We start from the raw sequence: 19,870 nt of genomic DNA on the forward strand, positions 1-19,870 counted from the left end.
CTTCACAACCAATTCATACGTCTTTTCTTCAGTAAGCCGGATTAACTAGATAAGCGAATTCACCCTTGTTCTTCATCCCGAAGTATTGCGGAATTAGTGAAAATCACAACTGGAAACGAAGCAAGCAACTTTTCGTACATTCCTTCTTTAGATACCGCTCCTGAGTATCATCGTATAGCCAGATCAGTAAAGAATCCTCTGCCGATTTAGCTACAACCCTCCACTTCCATTGAAATTTCTTTTCTGACGGGATTTAGAATGACCTCTTTCCCAAAATGGGCCTCTCTTTTGACCGAAAAAGCTCCTCTACAAGTCTTTTACATTTTCTTATTTTGTACAATAAGAAGTTACGCTTTAATGATTTCAATACCAACGCCAAAACTATCTCTTCATGTTATGAAATCTCCACCTAACCACCCCATCCCGCTGATCCATCTGATCTGGTCTTATAGACAAAACGTATTACCTCTCTCTCCAAAACGTATTCTGTAAAACCTGTATTTTAAACCTCTTCACGTATGATGCATTCTAGACCTCTTTATCTTTTTATCTTTAGCCTGCTTGTTAGCCTATGGAGCTTTCAAGCTACGGCTCAGGCACCGCGAGTCTTTCCTAAAGCCGCTTCCAGCCAGCCTTCGTTCGTCAAGGGCTTATCCAGCATTAACAAAGCCCAAGCGACGTATGCAAAGAGAAACCCCTCTCCAGCAAAAAACATCTCAAATGCGGTTCTGGATGATGCTTCTGATGCCAATCCGGTGGATGTTACCCAAAAGATCGTTAACCCCAGTTTTGAATCGGGTTTTGACGGCTGGAACAACAATGGCTTTTTTACGCAAGGAAATGACGGTTTAAATCCGTACAAGCAGGGCAATACTTATGTGGAGCGTTGGCAGGGATCACCACCGTTGCCAAACGTAAGCATATCCCAGACCCTAACGGGTTTGCCCAATGGTAAATACACGCTGACTATTGGAGCACAGAACCTCTCACAGAATCCAGACGTTGGACAACCCGGTGCTTTTGTGTACGGTAACGATAGCCAGAAGGAAGTAACAGCAAAAGGCGAATACTCGGTTGACATTATCGTCGTAGACAGCACGTTAACCATTGGGTTCAAAACTCAAAACTCCAAAGGTAACTGGACTGGCTGTGATAACTTCCGGCTTCAGTATAAGGGCGTTGCTCAGCAAGCGATGAAAGATAAGCTACAGGGTCTCGTGGATTCAGCTAATGTCCTGTTGGCTAAAAAAATGCAAAACGCGATTCGGACGCCACTTCAAAATGCTGTCAACGCGGCTCAGCAAAGTTTGTCCAACAACAGTGCAGCTAGTGAACTGGCCGAGCGAATCAAGCAGGTGCAAACGAGCCTGCCATCGGCCCTGGTATCTGTCGATGCTTACAATCAATTACAAGCGGCTATTGATAAAGCAACAGCGGTATATGGCGATGGAAGTGGCCAGGAGGCATCTACCTTGCTAGCAGTCATTAATCAAAAAACGGATCTCTCGAATAATTTTAATGCAACGCTAGACGATCTACAAAAGGCCCCCAGTGACATCGACGCAGCCATCTTAGCGTACCGTTACGCCAACGCATCCAATGGCACGCCTCTGGACATGACGTCCCGTGTTATTAATCCCAGCTTTGAATCGGGTTTTACAGGCTGGAACAGCAATGGCTTATATACGCAGGGAAATAACGATTTCAATCCCCAGAAAGCGGGCAATACCTATATCGAACGCTGGGTAAGTACTCCCCCCGTTCCTGACGTCAGCGTCTCTCAGAAAATCACTAATTTACCCAACGGTAAATATACGGTGACGATTGGTGGACAAAACATTACCCAAAGTCCGTTGGCGGGACAAACGGGAGCTTACGTATTTGGGAACATCTCCCAAGCGGAAGTAAAAGCGAAAGGCGAGTACTCCGTTGACTTTCTGGTCGTAGACAGTACAGCCACGATTGGTTTTAAAACCCAAAACTCTAAGGGTAACTGGGCCGCCTGCGATAACTTCCGGCTTCAGTATAAGGGTGCTGCTAAGGATGCTTTGAAAGAAAGACTGCAAAGCCTGCTTGATTCCGCAACGGTCGCAGTAAATCAAAAGATGCGGAATTCCAATCATACTGCCCTTGAAGCGTCCATCAATGCTGGCCAGCAAACACTGGCTCAGAATGGAAATGACGTAGCCCAGCGAATCTCCCAACTAGAAATAGACCTGAAAGCGGCCCGGATATCGATTGACGCGTATGCGAAATTGCAAACCGCTCTCGATTCTGCCCAGGGAGTTTATGGCAATGGTAGTGGTCAGGGAGCTGCTGCTTTCAAAGCGGTAATTGATCAGAATACGACGCTTTCTAATAACCTTGACGCAGAGTTGAGCAATGTACAGAAAGCTCCTGCAGAGATCTACGAAGCTATGCTCATGTTCAGAGTCGCCAACGCAACCGGCCCCGCTCCGACAGTCGTAACGGATCCACGCTTTGCTCGCGGAGCTACGATGGCCTTTGGCCGTAGCACAGTTTCCGGCGTCGATCCAAAGGATATTCGCGAACAAGGCTTCTGCTGGAGCACGACACCTGAACCTACCCTGTTCGACAATAGAACCACCAAATCCTTCTGGAGCAATGGAGCTATTTACCGACTCGAGAATCTGCAACCTTCAACGGTTTATTACATGCGGGCGTATGCAGTAGGCTCCAATTTCGCGGTGGGCTATGGTAAAGTATTGAAAGTAATCACGATTCCCAAAGGTACCGTTACGTATGCTTTTTCAGGAAGTGTAGAGAATAGTGGAGAAAACGCTCCGCGAATCAAGGCAGCGGTTGAGTCTGGGGTCTATTATTACAATAACTTAACCAGTGTTACCAATCATAATCTGTGGGTTAATTACCATGAAGGTACACCTACTGCTGAAGCTAGTTATGGGGGCTATATGCAGTTTGGTGCCAATCCAAGCTATCAGCGAACAGGAACGGCCATGCACGAAATGAACCACACCATTGGAGTTGGGCAGCACTGGATTTGGTATGGACCGAACTCACCTCTTCGGAAGGAAGGTAGCCGAGGCCAATGGCTGGGGGAACGAGCTAGCAAAGTAGTACAGTTTCTGCAGAACGACCCGAATGCTTCCATGACGGGTGACGCGATACACATGTGGCCTTTCGGAATCAATGGTGCTCACGAAGACAACGGCAGTGAATTTCTATATATCGGTCACTCACTTATTACCCAAGCCTTAGGTGAAGATGGGCTGGCTAATCCTGGACGTGGCTTCATTACCCCTGCCTATACCTTCGAACACACTCCTTCCAAGAAGTATTACCTCAAGGTAGAAGATAGCAAAACAGGGCTTAACACCTCGTTCCTGGCAGAAAACGAATCCGGACAACTCATCAATAAGAAAATCTCCGCTTCGAATGTGCTCAATGACGATCGGGCAGCCTGGTATCTGGAGTTCGATCCTGCTACGGCTCTTTATCAATTACGCAACGTATCTACGGGTAAGTATTTCACGCAGCAGGATGGCTCTGGCATTGGGCTATCGGCCACCTCTTCACTGACACCAGCGGAGTCATTCCAGCTGCTGGGTGCTCGTTATGATACGAAGATTGGTACCGATGAAAAGAACTTCCAAGCAAAAGCGTACTGGATTATCTCTCCCAAGGGTAACTATTCATCGCCTACGTTAGCGGCCAGTTCCCCGGAAGCTGTCAGTACCGTATCGTTTGATCTCACAGATGCGGCTACCACTCAACGCTGGTTGATCTTTACGGCGGATAATGTGAAATCATTTGATTCCTTGCTGGTCGCTCCGACGGGAGTAAAAAATATGTACGTTGCTTCGGGTGATGCCAAGACTATCTTAACCTGGGATCCTGGTTTTAGTACGGCTTATGATGTATTACGTTCACAGACCGCAAATGGCACGTACACCAGCATTGCCACGGACCTAACTTCTGGCAGGTATGAAGATGCAACCGCGTCAAACGGGACTACGTACTATTACAAAATGGTTGCTCACAACGAACTCGGTACCAGCCCGGCGTCTGCCGTCCTTTCTGGAACACCAGTAAAAGGACAGCACCTGCACCTTTCCTTCGATGAAAATACCGGGACTACTGCCCACGACGACTGGGGTGGCTATCACGCTCAATTGAAAAACGGTGCGACCTGGACAGCGGGTGCAAACGGCACTAACGACGTCGAATTAACAACCTTGTCTGAAACGGCAACTACGTCCACTTCTGATCAAAATGATCGTGCTGTTGCTCTTTCCACCACGGCATCCTCTTACATACAATTGCCTTCGGGGGTAGTCAGCACTTTATCTGATTTCACCATCGCTACCTGGGTGAAAGTACCCCAAAACATCGGTAACTATAGTCGGATATTCGATTTTGGTACTAACACGGGTACCTTCATGGCAATGTCACCGAAAGTTGATCAGAATGTATTCTACCGGATTACCTACCCCGGAGGAAACTATGAGCGTCTCATCCCTTATACCATTCCGACCAACCAGTGGGTTCACTTGGCAATATCACAACAAGATACGACTTTCAAGTTCTTCGTTAATGGCCAAGTAGTGTATACCGATACCAAGGCTACGGTAAAACCCTCGGATTTGGGAACAACCACGCAGAACTACTTGGGTCGTTCACTCTTTAGTAGCGATCCGTACTCTGACCTTACCTATGGTGATTTCAGAATCTACAACTACGCCCTGGCTGACAATACGGTTACTACCCTGGCTAATGCGAGTTCCCTGCCTGTCCAGTTAGTTTCCTTCGAAGGAAAAGTCATCAGCGAGGGTAATTACCTTTCCTGGAAAACAGCTCAGGAGTTAAACAACGATCACTTCGTTCTGGAACGGGCCTTGAACACCTCTTCCAACTTCAAAGCCATTGCCCAGATCAAAGGAAACGGTACGACCCGACTGCCTAGTAGCTATCAGTTCATCGATTCACAGGCTCAGGGACGTTTGGCGTATTACCGCTTGATACAGGTAGACAAGGACGGTAAAAAGGAACCCAGCCGAATCATCTCTATGGACAACCGTACTTTACGCGTTCTCAATGGCTTCCCTAACCCGGTATCCTCACAATTAACCATTGAGTTACCTGATCGTGAATTCTCATCGGTACATCTCCGCGTGCTGAACACCACCGGACACGTCGTTTACGAGGATAAAAATTATATCCCTGTCAACGGTGATGTACAAATCCAGATGAGTAGCCTGCCCGTAGGCGTATACCGGGTAGTCATTACTCATCCAATAGAAAATTACGGATTGACAGTTATCAAGAGGTAGATAATACCTTTATTCCAAGTAGATGAAACGCTACGTGCGGTCTCTGATTGAGACTGTACGTAGCGTTTTTTTATGCGTGTCTGAAAACGTCAGTAGTGACGATACCTGAAACCCGACAGTGGCAGAGGAAGGAGATAGTAATAGCTGGGTAAAAAGTAGCACTCTTCGTCCGCTACTGCGTCGCGGACGCCTGAGAAAAGCTTTTATAACGCTAAGCGTTGCAAAAGCAGACTAACTATGATTCGACAAGGTTAGTAGTATCCCCTCTTCTCTAAAAGACTGTCTAAAAATAAGTAAGCCTCTTTACTTCGGGAGAATCGTTGGAGAGAGTGTAGTGTGTATATGACTCCAATCTGTCATCGAGAGTGAAGCGGAGGAGCCTATTTCGCCTTGGGAATGCTGCTTCCCCGGATTTCATCCGGGGCTATTCGTATTGAACCCCGCTGGGGTTGTTGTTAACATTGTTAAAATAGCCTTACGATAAATAACTCTGGAGGGGTTCAATACGAATGGACCCGGTCTGGATGGACCCAGGCTGGTAGCCCCGGATGAAATCCAGAGACAGGGTTGGTAATGATAACTTATCTCATACCTTACGCAGTCGCTCGGCTCTAGCCGAGTGGCTACCTACCCTAGGCCTCTAACCCTAGGATGCGAATTCATATGAGGTCAGAGAAAACCTTTCCTAACCTAAACATGCTTGCAACCATGGGTCTTCGATTATAAATTTTAGACAGCTTTTAAAATCACCTCATTTTACCCTCTTTCATTGTTTTGTTTAGCTGCTCGTTATCGCTGGCTTTTAACTGCGTTACATAATTAATATCTTGGTACGCTTAATGAGCACAACTCATATTGTGTCGTTTAAACACATTATGTTTTTTAAACCTTATTCCTTACTATGAAAATTGCTTCTCTAGTCATTCTCCTGGGTCTGTTTGCCTACCTTGCCCCTGCTCAGGTGCCTGCTGCATTTGTTGCAAGCCCCGATAAACACCTCTCGGTTAAAGTAACTTTGAAAGATGGATCGGCTCGTTATCAGATTTTTAAAGACAATCAGCCCGTTCTAGAGTCTTCGGCTTTGGGTCTGGTACTGGCTGATGTGGATTTAAGTAAACACTTAAAAGAAGTATCCAAAAGCCCTGAGAAGACCATCACTCAGGATTACGCCATGCGTAATGCCAAAAAATCTACTATTCATTACCAGGCTAAGCAACGCAGTTGGCTTCTGGCAACACCTATGGGAGAACAACTCGAAATCATTTTCCAGGTCAGCAATGATGCCGTCGCTTTCCGTTATCGGGTTAAGCGGAAGAAAGAAGCTATCTCTAACATAGAATCCGAATCGACAAGTTTTGCTTTTCCCGCCCAAACCCGGGCTTGGCTTCAACCCATGGCCGTTGCCAAAACGGGCTGGGAAGCCACAAACCCCTCCTATGAAGAAAATTATGAGCAGGATATTGCCGTGGGTACCCCTTCCAAAATGGGAGCAGGATGGGTATATCCAGCCCTTTTTAAAACCAATGATACCTGGGTTTTGATCACTGAAGCTGACCTGGACAGCACCTATTGTGCTACTCGTCTGCAGGATAAATCTCCCAGAGGCGAGTACTTCATCGGTTTTCCTGATGCCCGCGAAGTTATTAAAGATAAAAATTTAAATCCCAGAGCCAGAGGTACCTTCCAATCTCCCTGGCGAGTACTCACCATCGGAAGTCTGGCAACCCTTATCGAATCCACCGCAGGAACCGATCTGGCTCTACCTGCCCTGAAAGTAGATGCTGCTTTTATAAAACCTGGCCGGGCGTCGTGGAGCTGGATTAACTCTAAGGATGACTTCATCGTCTACGATGAGCAGAAAAAGTACATTGACTTCGCCGCTTACATGCACTGGCCTTACTGTTTAATTGACGCCGACTGGGATCGTAAAATCGGTTATGAGAAAGTTCAGGAATTAGCTCAGTACGCCAAAACTAAAAACGTAGGACTGCTCCTGTGGTACAACTCCGCGGGGGACTGGAACACCGTGAAGTACACTCCCAAAGGTAAATTAGTGGAAGACCAATCCCGTCGGGATGAATTTGCGAGATTGGAAAAAATGGGCATCAAAGGTGTTAAAATCGACTTCTTTGGCGGCGATGGTCAGTCGGTAATTAAATATTATCACGACATTCTTCTCGATGCGGCCAAGTATCACCTACTGGTTAATTTTCACGGAGCTACGTTGCCACGCGGCTGGGCTCGCACCTATCCTCATTTAATGACGACAGAAGCCGTCAAGGGTTTTGAAATGGTTACCTTCGATCAGAAAGCTGCGGATAATCAGCCCACGCACGCGGCCATGTTACTTTTCACGCGAAATGCCTTTGACCCCATGGACTTTACGCCCATGAATCTTTATAAAATTTATACTTCCGTCAAGCGTAAAACCACCAGTGCTTTTGAACTGGCTACCAGCATCGTGTTTTTGTCGGGTATTCAGCATTATGCCGAATCTCCCGAAGGCATGGAGCACGTGCCTGCTTTTGCTCAGGATTTCCTTCGACAACTACCTAATCACTGGGACGAGGTAAAATTCATTGACGGGTATCCCGGAAAACTCTGCGTAGTAGCCCGCCGTTCAGGCAAGCGTTGGTACGTGGCGGGTATCAATGGAGAAGCCAAAGAAAAACAACTCAAGTTGAATCTTTCTTTCCTTGCCAAGACAAAAGCGACCCTGATAACTGATGGCGAACCCATGTTTACCCAGCAGTCTATTACCCCGTCCCAAGCCACTCTCGTTACGGTGAAAGCAAACGGTGGTTTTGTGCTGGTAACGGAATAACGATTGCTTTATTCCTGCAAGGCAATACCGTGTACGATTCTAGCAAACTTCTGAATAGAATCAGAAAAACAGAAAATGCCCCCAGGAAGTGTCTAACCTCTTGGGGGCATTTTCTTATTATAAGACCTTTATCTTAGTTCGACATACCGGGTAAAAAGCTTCTGAGCTTATCCACCTGTTCGCTGCTTTGTTTTAATACATTTTGATTAAAATTAAGCTCCTGATAGGTTTCTACCCAGATTCTCATGCGGTGATGCTGATAAAAAATCTCCCAGTTGTCTTTGGCATTTTTTGCTCTGAAAATCTGATCGATCAGTTCTTCCACCAGAGCAAAAGACATTTTATTTAAATCTTTGGCCCAGTCATTAAACTCATTCTGAATTTTGTAAAGACTGGCTTCCACCGAATTCGTAATGTAGTTCAGAATATCTTCGGCGGTATCTTCCCGCGAAAGTCGCACGGAGATGTAATCGGGCGTTAACGTATCGAGGTGCTCGCGGATTCTAAAGTGTAAAAAGCCCAGGTACGATAACTGGAAGTGAATGAAAGATTGAACGGGCGTGTGAAGTTCCTCCAGCAATTGGGTCTCTCTCAATAAGGTTACTTCAAAGCTTTCGCCTTCCTCAATAATCCCCTGGAGTTTGCCCTGATTTTTTAGAATATCGTACATCCGGTGCTTCACCTGTTGAAGCACTTCGTTTAGGGTATCACCCAGCTTCAAAAATTGCTTGGTAATGTACGTTCGGTTTTCGTTCAGGAATTCTTCGTAGGTCTTGTTATAAGACCCCAAAGCATTCCGGCTGATTTCAATATTAGCTACCGTCAGCGTCGATAAATTGCGGAGACAGTCTTCTTTGATCGAATCAAATTTATCCTGAATTTTCTGATTGGGGGAGTCCCGTAAAGCTTCCAGTTGCTTTAATTCATTCTCACAGGCATTGGTCAAGTCCTGCCACAGGCTGTTGAATAAGCCTTTAAAAATAGGAAAATCCTTCATGTCATCAGTGGGGGTAACAATTCCGTTAAAGTAATCGATCGCCTGGTTAATCGACTGATCCAGTTGATTCATTTTACGCTGGTAATTCTGTTCGTACTGCTGATCCCAGTGTTTGAGTTTATCCTGTAAATCCTTCAATACTTCTTTAAAAACTTTCTCTTCCACCTCCTCGGCACTCGAACAGTCCACGGTAACCATCTGACTAAAATGAAGCCCGTTTCGCTCGGCAGTCATGAATAAATCCTGACAGTTTTTAGCGTTATCCGTACTACCTTTCGTGTGATTGAGTACCAGGAAAGAACAGGCTGGCAGGCTCACGCCCGGCGTTTGCGTAATGGCCTGCTCGCAGAATTGATACAAATCCAAATCGGCGGGTTCCCAGGTAGCACCCAGGGGGTCTGGCTTGCGTACAAAGAGAATGAAGTCAATATCACTGGCCAGCGAACGGATGAGGTTTTCCTCGTTTACCAGTCCGGTATCACCCAGTCCCGGCATGTCAATCAGGGTAATGGGGCCGGCCTGAGCCAGGGGAAATGAATTTTGAATATGTACCTGTTTTACCGCCAGGTAATAAAAAATCGGCTCCCGACTTTCATTTACCTGAGCTACGTACTGACGGATTTGCCCGGCGGGAATTTCCAGAGTTAAGCCCGTTAGTAAATGATGATATAGCGTAAAATTCTCATGAATTTCCTGAAGTTTTTTATATCGGGCCACCGTCACGGTACTAGCCTGTGCGGGTGGCTCAGGTAATTCCTGAGAAACAAATTCAGCCAGGTTCGCAGGAGCTGGACTCAGCGGTAATTCTTTAAAATAAGGCAGAATTTTACTTTGGAAAAAATCCGTTCGGCTGTAAAATTCCACCCGTGCTCTTATTTTCTGATCGCTGTTGGCAATCACGCTCAATACACCTGTACAATGCGAACCATTGCCATCTGGAATGATCGTATGATCCAGTCCTGACAAGCTTTGCAGTAAACGGCTTTTTCCCTGCCGGGCCCGCCCAATCACGCCAATGCTGATCCCTTTTCTGGAAAAGCGTTGGTTAAGCTGAGACAAATACTGTTGCTCGGCTTCGATGCGGTTCAGTAAAGCAGGTAGATCAGCCCGCCGGATGGCTTCAAGCAAATGAGGCGACGCGTGATCACTTACTTTTTGCTTGACATTTTCCAGCACCGAAATGGAATGACTCATTAACGAAAGTCGCTGAATATCATCCGAAATCCGTTCGGCAAACTGCGTACGCTGGTTGACAATTTGTTGGATACTCGCTGCAATAAGATTAGGCATGGGGATGTATATCTCAAAAATTTTAATCAAAAGCCTCTGGTAACAGTAAATTAAACCCTGAAGCCTATACGTGAAGCATCTGAAAAGGCTAAACGCTCCTAAAGATAAGGAAGCTTTCAAAAAACCGTGTATAAGCCAACCCTTCCAACCGCCCAAGGCACTGATTATGAGGGTTAACATCCCGACCCTAGCCTAACTAATTACTTTCAACTGGCTATAGGACTTACACTGAGAATTAAGTTTTTCGTTGGTCAGTTTAAGGTAATTCAGCTCCCGGAACAGATTCCTGAAAAAGCCCATAAAACCCTTTTTACGGTTCAGGTAATGTTGCTCTAAAATGAAAGAAAGCAGATACATGTAAGGATACTCAATCGCCTGAGGATTGTACTGATTCCGTTGGGTGACGCTGAAGATCGGTTTCCAGACTTCTTCATTATCAATCTTCACCTTCTTATGATACATCAACGAGCAATTCCCCAGGGTTTGAATAGGAATAATGGCCGATTTCACGTGGGACGTCCAGGTGATATGGTCAAAGATTTCCTTATAAACCATCTTAATTTTATTCACCAAGCGAGTGGAAGCGGCTTCATTATTTATATACGTTTCGCACTTGGTAGGAATGAATAAAATCAAACGCGGTTCACTGGATTGCTCTAAACCGGGTTTCAACACACGGAATAAATTTTCAGCATTCGTTTTCTGCTCGGTGAGATCGTTCATAATCGCACTGGCATCGACGGGAATCACAATTACTGAGGAATTCTTGAGGTAGGAAATAACCTTTTCTGAATCATCCGTAATCCAGTTACCGGGAATATCGGTGAAAGAAACCACTAAGAAGGGATCCGAATCTTTATGAGAGATTTCTAACGGATACGAAGAAGCATCAGCCGTGGATTGAATTCCATCAAAACAGGTGATGGTTCCTTTAGAAAGAGATGCCTTCAGCCTTTCCTTGTTTTGATCTAACCTAGCGGCTAGTTCAGGATTTAAACTCAAATTCAATCCGATGTTACTGGACAAATCGTTTCGTATGTTTTCATCCATGGAAGACAAAAACGTAGTCTTACCTTCACCAGAGGCGGCTAGCATGGTAACATTGAAAAAAGTTTGCATGGGTCAATTTAATTAACTCCTTGGACCTAGTGAATTAATTCAAAACCACTCCTTCCGGGTAGACCGGAGAAGAATTATAAATAAATTTTCCTGAGTCATTCCTAGTTTACTAACTTACGGTAATACCTGCGACTTCAGGCGGTGTGTTTCATGGGTTAAGGTGGCTTTGCGTAGATGAACTAACAAATCGTATTACTATAAACATTTACTACCAAAACAAGCAACAATATAGGTTTTCAGAATAGCCTCAGGTTTTCTTGTTCATGCCTAACAACTTACTCAGAAATAAAGCGTTACGCCTTTAAATCACCTTTTATCGCTTGCCGTGTTTAACTAATATACACAAGTTCAGGGATTGTCCCTCAAAAAACCAGAGATGTAATTGAAAAAAAATACGCACACCTTTTTATTTCAATTAATACTTATACAATTACCTAATGCAAATATCAATGATTTCATAAGCTAAGTTTATTACAATCTGGACTCTACAAAACTTTTCGGAGCTTACAGGCACGTAATTCAACTCATTTCACCAATAGTAATAAAGGTATGATAATGGCTTAAGTACTTAAACTAGGGATAAGTACTTGAATCATTCTTCTCTGACATCCTACTGACCGTTCCTTTTTTCTCTTCCTTCTTTCATTTAAAAGTTAATCTTATAAATAGGACATTTCAGCGATATCTTTTTGTCTATCCATGTTTATTTAGTACCTTTCCCTGCTTATTCAGTCCACTTATGGTTCCCTGAATTGCCTAACATTTTTTACTTAACACGTTACTTTTTTGCATGAAACGCCGAGAAGCACTACAAATGGTAGGGGTTATGATGGGTGGTCTGCTGGTGACTCCAGCCCTGGCCGACATCGTTGAAGGCCGCCGGGCATTGCCTACAACTGCCTCTAAACTGATCTTTGATCAGCCTACCGAAGACCTCATTGCTGAAATTGCCGATGTGATCCTACCGACCACAGCCGATTCTCCGGGAGCTAAAGCTGCTGGCGTAGGTCCATTCCTGAATGTTCTCGTTTCTGATTGCTACCCCAAAGAATATCAGGATCGTTTGCAGCAGGGGCTGGCCCGAGTAGACCGCGAAACCAAAGCCGTTTACGGAAAGGCTTTCAAGGATGCTTCTATTCAGGAAAAGACGAATATTTTGAAACTGGAAGAAGCCAACGCCTTTGCAGATCGCAAAGCCGGAGTCAAAGAAGTTCCCTTTTGGTTTACGATTAAAGAACTCAGTATGTTTGGGTATTTCACTTCCGAAATCGGAGCTACCCAAGCCCTGAGTTACGAATATGTACCCGGTCGTTACGAAGGATGTATTCCTTTAAAGCCCGGTCAGAAAACCTGGGCAACCTAGGTTGTTTTACCTCCCTCTTGTTACCCTATTACTTATGCTGAGCCCCTGAAGTTTAGCAACAGAACTACTAATCCAATGAACATTCTTCGAGCAAACGAGCAAAATACATATGATGCCATCGTTATAGGTTCGGGTATTTCGGGTGGCTGGGCTGCCAAAGAATTAACCGAAAAAGGCCTTAAAACGCTGGTACTGGAACGAGGACATAAATTCGAACACGTAACGGATTATGAAAACGCTCTGAAAAAACCCTGGGAACTTACTCACCGGGGCCGGATTACAAACGAAGAGCGGGCCTCTCACCCCTTCCTGAGCCGGGATTACCCCTACGGTGAAGCCAATAAAAATTACTGGTTTAACGATAAAGATGCTCCTTACGAAGAGCTCAAACGCTTTGACTGGTACCGTCCAAACATTGTGGGTGGTAAATCCATCATGTGGGGCCGTCAGAGTTACCGTCTTTCAGACTTAGATTTTGAAGCCAACGCCAAAGAAGGCATTGGTACGGACTGGCCCGTTCGATATGCGGAAATTGCTCCCTGGTATAGCTACGTTGAGAAATTCGTTGGTGTATCGGGTAGTAAAGATGGCCTGTCTCAACTTCCCGATGGCGAGTTCCTGCCTCCTATGCAGATGAACTGTGCCGAAACAGCAGTGAAGCAGGGTATTGAAGCTAAATTCCCCAATCGTAAAATGACGATTGGCCGGGTAGCTAACTTAACTCAGGCGGGTCCTGCTCAGCAGAAAGTAGGCCGTGGCCCCTGTCAATACCGTAACCTTTGCTCGCTGGGTTGCCCCTACGGCGGTTACTTCAGCAGCCCTTCAGCTACGATTCCAGCCGCTCAGGCTACGGGTCGTCTGACGATTCGTCCTAATAGCATCGCTTCTGAAATCATTTATGATCCTCAGACGAAAAAAGCGAAAGGCGTTCGCATTATTGATTCAGAAACGAATGCCGTGATGGAATACTTCTCGAAAGTCGTATTCGTTTGCGGTGGAGCCATTGGCTCAACAGCCCTATTACTCAACTCGATTTCAGATCGTTTCCCTAATGGATTTGGTAACGATTCGGGTCAGTTAGGTCACAACCTGATGGATCACCACTTCCGCACGGGTGCCAGTGGTATTGTTGAGGGAATGGAAGATAAATATTACTTCGGTCGCCGGGCTAACGGAATTTATATTCCTCGTTACCGCAATATTGGTAACGACAAACGTGATTACCTGCGTGGATTCGGTTATCAGGGTGGTGGTAGCCGTCAGGGCTGGAATGGCCTTGTGGCAGAAATGGGCTTTGGAGCCGAGCTGAAAGAAAAAGCAGCCAAGCCCGGTCCGTGGTCGATGAACCTGGGTGGTTTTGGTGAAACTTTACCCGCTTACGAAAACCGGATGTTCCTGGATCGTAGCAAGAAAGATAAGTGGGGTCTGCCTACGGTTGTGTTTGATGCGGATTTACGCGAAAACGAGCACAAAATGCGTAAGGACATGATGAACGATGCCGCTGAAATGCTGGAAGCAGCAGGCGTGAAAAACATTCGCACGTTCGATAACGGTTCTTACCTGGGTATGGCGATTCACGAAATGGGTACGGCCCGCATGGGTAAAGATCCTAAAACGAGCGTATTGAATGGACACAATCAGGTGTGGGATGCTAAAAACGTATTCGTAACTGATGGTTCGTTCATGGCTTCAGCAGGTTGCCAGAACCCCTCACTCACGTACATGGCCTTCACGGCTCGTGCGGTTGATTTTGCAGTTAAAGAACTGAAAAAGAAGAATATCTAAGGTGTTTTTCAAATGAAAAGGGCCGTCGGGAGAAATCCTGACGGCCCTTTTCATTGGTACTAGTATTACTTAAAGCTCATTAAGCTATGAGCCGAACAGCCTCCATTTACGTAATCAACGGCCAGAAGGGCCATAGCCCGAGCTTGCCGGGTTTTTAATTTACTAATGGATGAATAACGCGTACGACCTTCTTTTAAAATAGCCTGAACTTCCTGAAGACCTTCTTTCTCTGGAAAATTGTCAACTGGATTTTCTCCCAGGCGTTCGAGTTTATTGACTACTTCTGCAATCGTTTTATTAATCTGATATTTCGTGGGTTTCATGAAAATATATCGTTAATCTTAGGTATTATCTAAGGAGTGATGGATATTAAAAAATACGTGCCTGCCCGAGCTCGGCAAAGTGGCTCGGTTCAGGTCATTTACTTACTGGTTAGGGCATTAATTCCGGGCGAAAGATGAAGAGCCCCTTATTGAAGATTCACTAGCTTACTCTGCTCACAGGAGCCATTCATGTAATCAACAGCCAAGATAGCAATGGCCCGGGCATGGCGGGTTTCCAATACTTTAATGAGGTTATAGCTGGTGCAATTTTCTTCCAGAATGCGGTAGGCTTCCTCAAATCCTTCTTTTTGGGAATAATTCCGTTCTAACTGAATGGCAGGTGTGGCAAGTTTGCGGGCAATCAATGTAATCGTTCGCTGTATCTCAAGGGGGGATGGCTTCATAGGCTTTTGTTCTGTCTGACTGGATTTTTTTGAAGTTACGAATAATTCCTGACAATACCTAATAAACCTTTTGATTATCAATAATTTGCACCTAAAAAAAAAGCCCTCGGCGATTACCAAGGGCTTTATGTAAACATCCAATCAACTTAAAAAGCGAACTCTTCCTTGGCTACATTAACCTTTACTTCAGTCGTTCCCATTTTCTTCAGGACCTGGTAGTGAGAAGCCAGAGCTCCTGCAAACGTTTCATTTTCCAGGTAAGGTAAGCCGTGTTCAAGGGCGGTCTGCTTCACAATGGCCGAGACAGCAGGATAATGAATATGGCACACCTTGGGAAACAAATGGTGTTCAATCTGACGATTTAACCCGCCACAAAGAAAAGCAGCCAGTCCGCTTCGGGGAGAGAAATTAGCTGTGGTATACATCTGATGCACGGCCCAGGCATTAAGTACATTCCCCTTTTGGTCAGGCACGGGAAAATCAGTTCCTTCCACGACGTGAGCCAGTTGAAAAACCAGACCTAACACCAGCCCTTCGGCAATATGCATGATTAAAAAGCCCAGAACGATTTCATACCAGGCTAAATCCAGCACCAGATAAGGAATAACTAGGAAAAGCAGGTAATACACTGCTTTGGAAATAAAGAGTTTGTAATACTCCGAGCGGGGGTGCTGAGAGTTATCGTGAGACGAGCCAATGTTTTTCTTGAAAAACTTCACGTAGTCCTTCCGAAAAACCCAGGAAAGCGAAGCCAGCGAATAAAGCGGAATGGTATAGAAATGCTGATACTTGTGCCAGGAGCGTAGCGGCTCATCGGCATCGAGGCGAACCAACCCTGGGGCAATTTCAATGTCTTCATCGTGACCCGGGATATTGGTGTACGTATGGTGAACAATGTTATGGGTTACCTTCCAGACGTAAGGATTCGCTCCCAGTAAATAAAAGCTATTCCCTAATAAACGATTAACCCATGCTTTTGAAGAAAAAGCTCCGTGCAGGGCATCGTGGGATACGTTAAAGCCAATAAAGGCGGCAAACATTCCCAGCAGAACTACCATACCCAGCATTGCTGAAGTAGAAAACTGATTGGAAATAATCAGCGTGTAGAGAGCTACGTAACCGCCTAGAAAGAATAAAGCTTTGAACCACATGGCCCCGTTGGCGTGTGTGCTGAGGTTATTCTCTTTGAAATAGGCATCTACCCGCTGACGGGCTGTAACAAAAAAGGTAGAGCGATCACTGTTGACAAATTTGACTTTTGTTGACATAGAGCTAACAGCCTCTCTACCTGGCAATGACCCGTAAAGCTGAACCGTCGGTTAAGGTGATATATGGTTTACTAGCTGAAGACAGCCCACATTACCTTTCCCCCTATGACCGCTAATTTTTTTTATGAAAAAAACGAATCCGTCATTATTCGCCAAATTGGCTAGTCCTCCCTCCCTGCCGAATGAATAAAGAGCGATCAGACCTGTTTTTCTTTCCCGTTTACCCATTCTACACGCACTTATTTAATCTGCCCGTTCTGCTTTTCCCAAAAAAAGGGTATTTCCTGCCATTCATCTCCCCCTTTCCACTTATTGACTTTTGTTTATCCACCTAGTTTTACTGATTACCCCGTAGCTCCTTCCCTTAGTCGAATTCAGCCCCTCTGCCCCCTTTTCGTCCTCCATCTTTGTAAAGTCAAACGACAATAACTGCTCTAAAAAAATAGTATCGCTCTTACTTTATATGAAACCGCTCCAATCTGCCGCACGACACCTGATTACGCTGATGCTCATTTTGAGCAGCTCTCTGGTTTTTGCTCAGCAAGTAGCCCAAAACCAACGCCCTAACATTCGTACCCTCAGTGGTTATGTTCGGGAAGCCCAGTCGGGTACCGCTCTGGTCGGCGTAAGTGTTTCACTGCCTAGCTTAGGTCTGGGAGCCACTACAAACGCTCAGGGTTACTACTCCATCGAATTACCAGCCCGGCCTTTCGTTCAAATTGCTTTTTCCTTCATTGGTTACAAAACCGAAAGCATGGCCACCGATATCAATACCAACACTACCATTAATGTTTCTTTAGAGGCCCAAAGTTCTACGCTTCAGGAAGTAGTTGTTAAGAGTCGCACGGGTAATGGCTCATCCAAAGTGTCGGAGTCCGTACAGATGTCTACGCTTTCTGTGCCCATCCAGCAAATCAAAGAAATTCCTTCCCTACTGGGTGAGAAAGATGTGCTCAAGTCGCTTCAACTTATGCCTGGAGTTCAGAAAGGCACGGATGGTTCAACGGGTATGTACGTTCGCGGCGGCGGTCCTGATCAAAACCTGGTTCTCCTCGACGACGCTCCGGTCTATAATACGTCTCACCTGTTTGGCTTCTTTTCTCTTTTCAATGGGGATGCCATTCAGTCGGTTAACTTAACCAAAGGCGGTTTTGGAGCTCACTTTGGTGGTCGTCTCTCCTCGGTAGTTGAAATGGAAATGAAAGACGGTAATCAGGAAAAATGGCACGGCGAAGGCGGTATTGGTTTGATCTCCAGCCGTTTCACTCTCGACGGCCCCATTCAAAAAGGCAAGTCATCCTTCCTGGTCTCGGCTCGTCGTACGTATGCAGACGTGGTTCTTCGCCCTTTCGTGAAAAACATCGCTGACCGCAATGGATATTTCTACGATTTCAATGTAAAAGCAAGCTTCGACGTTACACCTAACGATTACATTTCGGTAAGTGCCTATACGGGTAAAGATCGCTTCGTTTACACTACGGCTGGTCAGATCAGCAACGAAAGCGGTAACCTTAACTGGGGTAACACCGTCGGAACGCTTCGCTGGAAACACCGCTTCAGCCCCGGTCTTACGGCAACGACTTCAGCCATTTTTACGCAGTATCGTTCTCATGTTCATATGTCCCGCGACGTAGTTACTGATGAAGCTGCCACTACCTTCCGCCTCAACAACGCGACTGGCATTCGCGACATGAGCCTGAAAACGGATTTCACCTGGGTACCTAGCAGTCAGCACATCTTCAAAGCGGGTGTGATTGCAACGGCCCACCAGTTTAACCCCAGCACATCAACGGTTAATAAAGATTTTAATTCACCTGCTCCCGCCATTGAAACCTTACGTAGTGTGGAAGGTGCGGTATACCTGGAGGATACTTACAGCCCCACTCCTGCTCTGAAAATCAATGCTGGTCTTCGCCTGAGTGCTTTCAAAAGTGAGACAAAAGTATACACTAACCCTGAGCCACGTTTAGCTATTGCTTATACCCTGCCGCGACAGTGGGCATTAAAAGCTTCTTACTCCGTCATGAACCAGTACGTTCACCTGTTGTCTAACTCAGGTATCGGCCTACCTACGGATTTATGGATTCCTTCTTCGGATCAAACGGCTCCCCAGTATTCTCAACAGACGGCTTTCGGTATCGCTAAAGATATGAAATCAGGCTGGAGCTTCACGGCAGAAGGATTTTACAAGAGCATGAATAACATGGTTGCTTATAAGGAAGGAGCGAGTTCGTTTTCTTACGACGGTTCTGACCAAGTAAGCTGGGAAGATCAAATCACTTACGGAAAAGGCTGGAGTTACGGAACGGAGCTCTTGCTTCAGAAAAAAGCGGGTCGTTTCACGGGTTGGGCTGGCTATACGCTATCCTGGACTCAACAACAGTTCGACGAACTGAATTTCGGTAAAAAATTCTGGGCTCGTTATGACCGTCGTCACGATGTATCGCTGGTAGGTACCTATCACCTGAGCCCTAAAGTAACCTTCTCAGCTACTTACGTTTACGGAACAGGCCAGGCCATGACACTACCCAAAGGACAATACTGGATTCAAGGCAATAGTGCCCTGAAAAACCTGGGTGATAAAAGCAACTACACCGGACGCGTATACCAGGAATATGGTCAACGCAACAACTTCCGGGCTGCCGCTTACCAGCGTCTGGACGTAGGGGTACAGTTCCATAAAACGAAAAAAGGGCACGAGCGTACCTGGGAAATCAGCGTATCTAACGCCACTAACCACCAAAATCCCTTCTTCTACTATTTCGATGCTTCGCAAAGCAGCACGACAATCGGAACGAAGAACACCACCAACACGCTCAAGCAGGTAACCTTATTCCCTATCCTGCCCAGCGTATCTTATAACTTCAAATTTTAGTAAAAGCAGATTCATAATAATAGAGCAGATTACTTAAAAAGGAGAGGATATTCCTCTCCTTTTTTTTTGCATTCAGGTCAAATCTTTCCTTTATCTCCTGGTACCTCTATCTTAAGTTTTAGCACTCGTTACTAACAAAAGTAATTAATACATATTTATACCCATATATATCATAAAATATAAGTATACGCAAGCGTTTTCATCATCATTTAATCTGATGAATTCATCAGATTTTCCCATCAACTGCTTTTAATCAACTGCTTATCTTTTCCCGAAAAAAGGGCATTTATAACCATTTAAGGGCTATTTC

The 19,870-nt window shown here is 45.5% G+C and carries 10 protein-coding genes; 5 read left to right on the forward strand and 5 right to left on the reverse strand.

Going from position 1 to position 19,870, the window contains the following annotated elements; translation table 11 throughout:
* The first annotated feature begins 518 nt into the window (after positions 1 to 518).
* Together QE390_RS05850 and QE390_RS05855 are read left to right on the forward strand one after the other, a co-directional pair.
* Positions 519 to 5,312 carry a LamG-like jellyroll fold domain-containing protein gene (locus tag QE390_RS05850; protein ID WP_307141457.1) on the forward strand — a complete coding sequence of 1,598 codons (4,794 nt, stop codon included), beginning with the start codon at positions 519 to 521 and terminating at the stop codon, positions 5,310 to 5,312.
* A gap of 901 nt (positions 5,313 to 6,213) precedes the next feature.
* Positions 6,214 to 8,136: a glycoside hydrolase family 97 protein gene (locus QE390_RS05855; protein ID WP_307141458.1), complete on the forward strand. Its 1,923-nt coding sequence runs from the start codon at positions 6,214 to 6,216 to the stop codon at positions 8,134 to 8,136.
* 133 nt (positions 8,137 to 8,269) lie between these two features.
* Here the strand turns inward: QE390_RS05855 and QE390_RS05860 are convergent, their stop codons facing one another.
* Together QE390_RS05860 and QE390_RS05865 are read right to left on the reverse strand one after the other, a co-directional pair.
* Positions 8,270 to 10,423 carry a hypothetical protein gene (locus QE390_RS05860; protein ID WP_307141459.1) on the reverse strand — a complete coding sequence of 718 codons (2,154 nt, stop codon included), beginning with the start codon at positions 10,421 to 10,423 and terminating at the stop codon, positions 8,270 to 8,272.
* Positions 10,424 to 10,615: 192 nt separating this feature from the next.
* Complete coding sequence (locus QE390_RS05865; RefSeq protein ID WP_307141460.1) at positions 10,616 to 11,542, reverse strand: hypothetical protein; 927 nt, start codon at positions 11,540 to 11,542, stop codon at positions 10,616 to 10,618.
* A gap of 790 nt (positions 11,543 to 12,332) precedes the next feature.
* Here QE390_RS05865 and QE390_RS05870 point away from each other — a divergent pair.
* Positions 12,333 to 12,905 carry a gluconate 2-dehydrogenase subunit 3 family protein gene (locus QE390_RS05870; RefSeq protein ID WP_106636939.1) on the forward strand — a complete coding sequence of 191 codons (573 nt, stop codon included), beginning with the start codon at positions 12,333 to 12,335 and terminating at the stop codon, positions 12,903 to 12,905.
* 75 nt (positions 12,906 to 12,980) lie between these two features.
* Complete coding sequence (locus QE390_RS05875) at positions 12,981 to 14,690, forward strand: GMC oxidoreductase (protein ID WP_307141461.1); 1,710 nt, start codon at positions 12,981 to 12,983, stop codon at positions 14,688 to 14,690.
* Between the two features lie 65 nt (positions 14,691 to 14,755).
* Here the strand turns inward: QE390_RS05875 and QE390_RS05880 are convergent, their stop codons facing one another.
* The 3 genes from QE390_RS05880 to QE390_RS05890 all read right to left on the reverse strand — a co-directional run bounded on the left by QE390_RS05880 (position 14,756) and on the right by QE390_RS05890 (position 16,685).
* Positions 14,756 to 15,013 (reverse strand): hypothetical protein, encoded by a 258-nt coding sequence (locus QE390_RS05880; protein WP_106636941.1) that lies wholly within the window; start codon positions 15,011 to 15,013, stop codon positions 14,756 to 14,758.
* Between the two features lie 146 nt (positions 15,014 to 15,159).
* The gene (locus QE390_RS05885) at positions 15,160 to 15,417 is read right to left on the reverse strand and encodes a hypothetical protein (protein ID WP_106636942.1); all 258 of its coding nucleotides are present in this window, start codon (positions 15,415 to 15,417) and stop codon (positions 15,160 to 15,162) included.
* 146 nt (positions 15,418 to 15,563) lie between these two features.
* Positions 15,564 to 16,685: an acyl-CoA desaturase gene (locus QE390_RS05890; RefSeq protein WP_307141462.1), complete on the reverse strand. Its 1,122-nt coding sequence runs from the start codon at positions 16,683 to 16,685 to the stop codon at positions 15,564 to 15,566.
* Between the two features lie 463 nt (positions 16,686 to 17,148).
* Here QE390_RS05890 and QE390_RS05895 point away from each other — a divergent pair, with 463 nt between their 5' ends.
* On the forward strand, positions 17,149 to 19,560 hold the full coding sequence (locus tag QE390_RS05895) for a TonB-dependent receptor (RefSeq protein ID WP_307141463.1): 2,412 nt from the start codon (positions 17,149 to 17,151) through the stop codon (positions 19,558 to 19,560).
* The last annotated feature ends 310 nt before the right edge of the window (positions 19,561 to 19,870 follow it).

Source organism: Siphonobacter sp. SORGH_AS_1065 (assembly GCF_030818595.1).
In the GTDB taxonomy this organism is placed as follows: Bacteria; Bacteroidota; Bacteroidia; order Cytophagales; family Spirosomataceae; genus Siphonobacter.

What these genes read in the sequence shown, in the direction of transcription:
- QE390_RS05850 (WP_307141457.1), top strand. Translation starts at nt 519, where the DNA reads ATGATGCATTCTAGACCTCTTTATCTTTTTATCTTTAGCCTGCTTGTT.
- QE390_RS05855 (WP_307141458.1), top strand. Translation starts at nt 6,214, where the DNA reads ATGAAAATTGCTTCTCTAGTCATTCTCCTGGGTCTGTTTGCCTACCTT.
- QE390_RS05860 (WP_307141459.1), bottom strand. Translation starts at nt 10,423, where the DNA reads ATGCCTAATCTTATTGCAGCGAGTATCCAACAAATTGTCAACCAGCGT.
- QE390_RS05865 (WP_307141460.1), bottom strand. Translation starts at nt 11,542, where the DNA reads ATGCAAACTTTTTTCAATGTTACCATGCTAGCCGCCTCTGGTGAAGGT.
- QE390_RS05870 (WP_106636939.1), top strand. Translation starts at nt 12,333, where the DNA reads ATGAAACGCCGAGAAGCACTACAAATGGTAGGGGTTATGATGGGTGGT.
- QE390_RS05875 (WP_307141461.1), top strand. Translation starts at nt 12,981, where the DNA reads ATGAACATTCTTCGAGCAAACGAGCAAAATACATATGATGCCATCGTT.
- QE390_RS05880 (WP_106636941.1), bottom strand. Translation starts at nt 15,013, where the DNA reads ATGAAACCCACGAAATATCAGATTAATAAAACGATTGCAGAAGTAGTC.
- QE390_RS05885 (WP_106636942.1), bottom strand. Translation starts at nt 15,417, where the DNA reads ATGAAGCCATCCCCCCTTGAGATACAGCGAACGATTACATTGATTGCC.
- QE390_RS05890 (WP_307141462.1), bottom strand. Translation starts at nt 16,685, where the DNA reads ATGTCAACAAAAGTCAAATTTGTCAACAGTGATCGCTCTACCTTTTTT.
- QE390_RS05895 (WP_307141463.1), top strand. Translation starts at nt 17,149, where the DNA reads ATGAAACCGCTCCAATCTGCCGCACGACACCTGATTACGCTGATGCTC.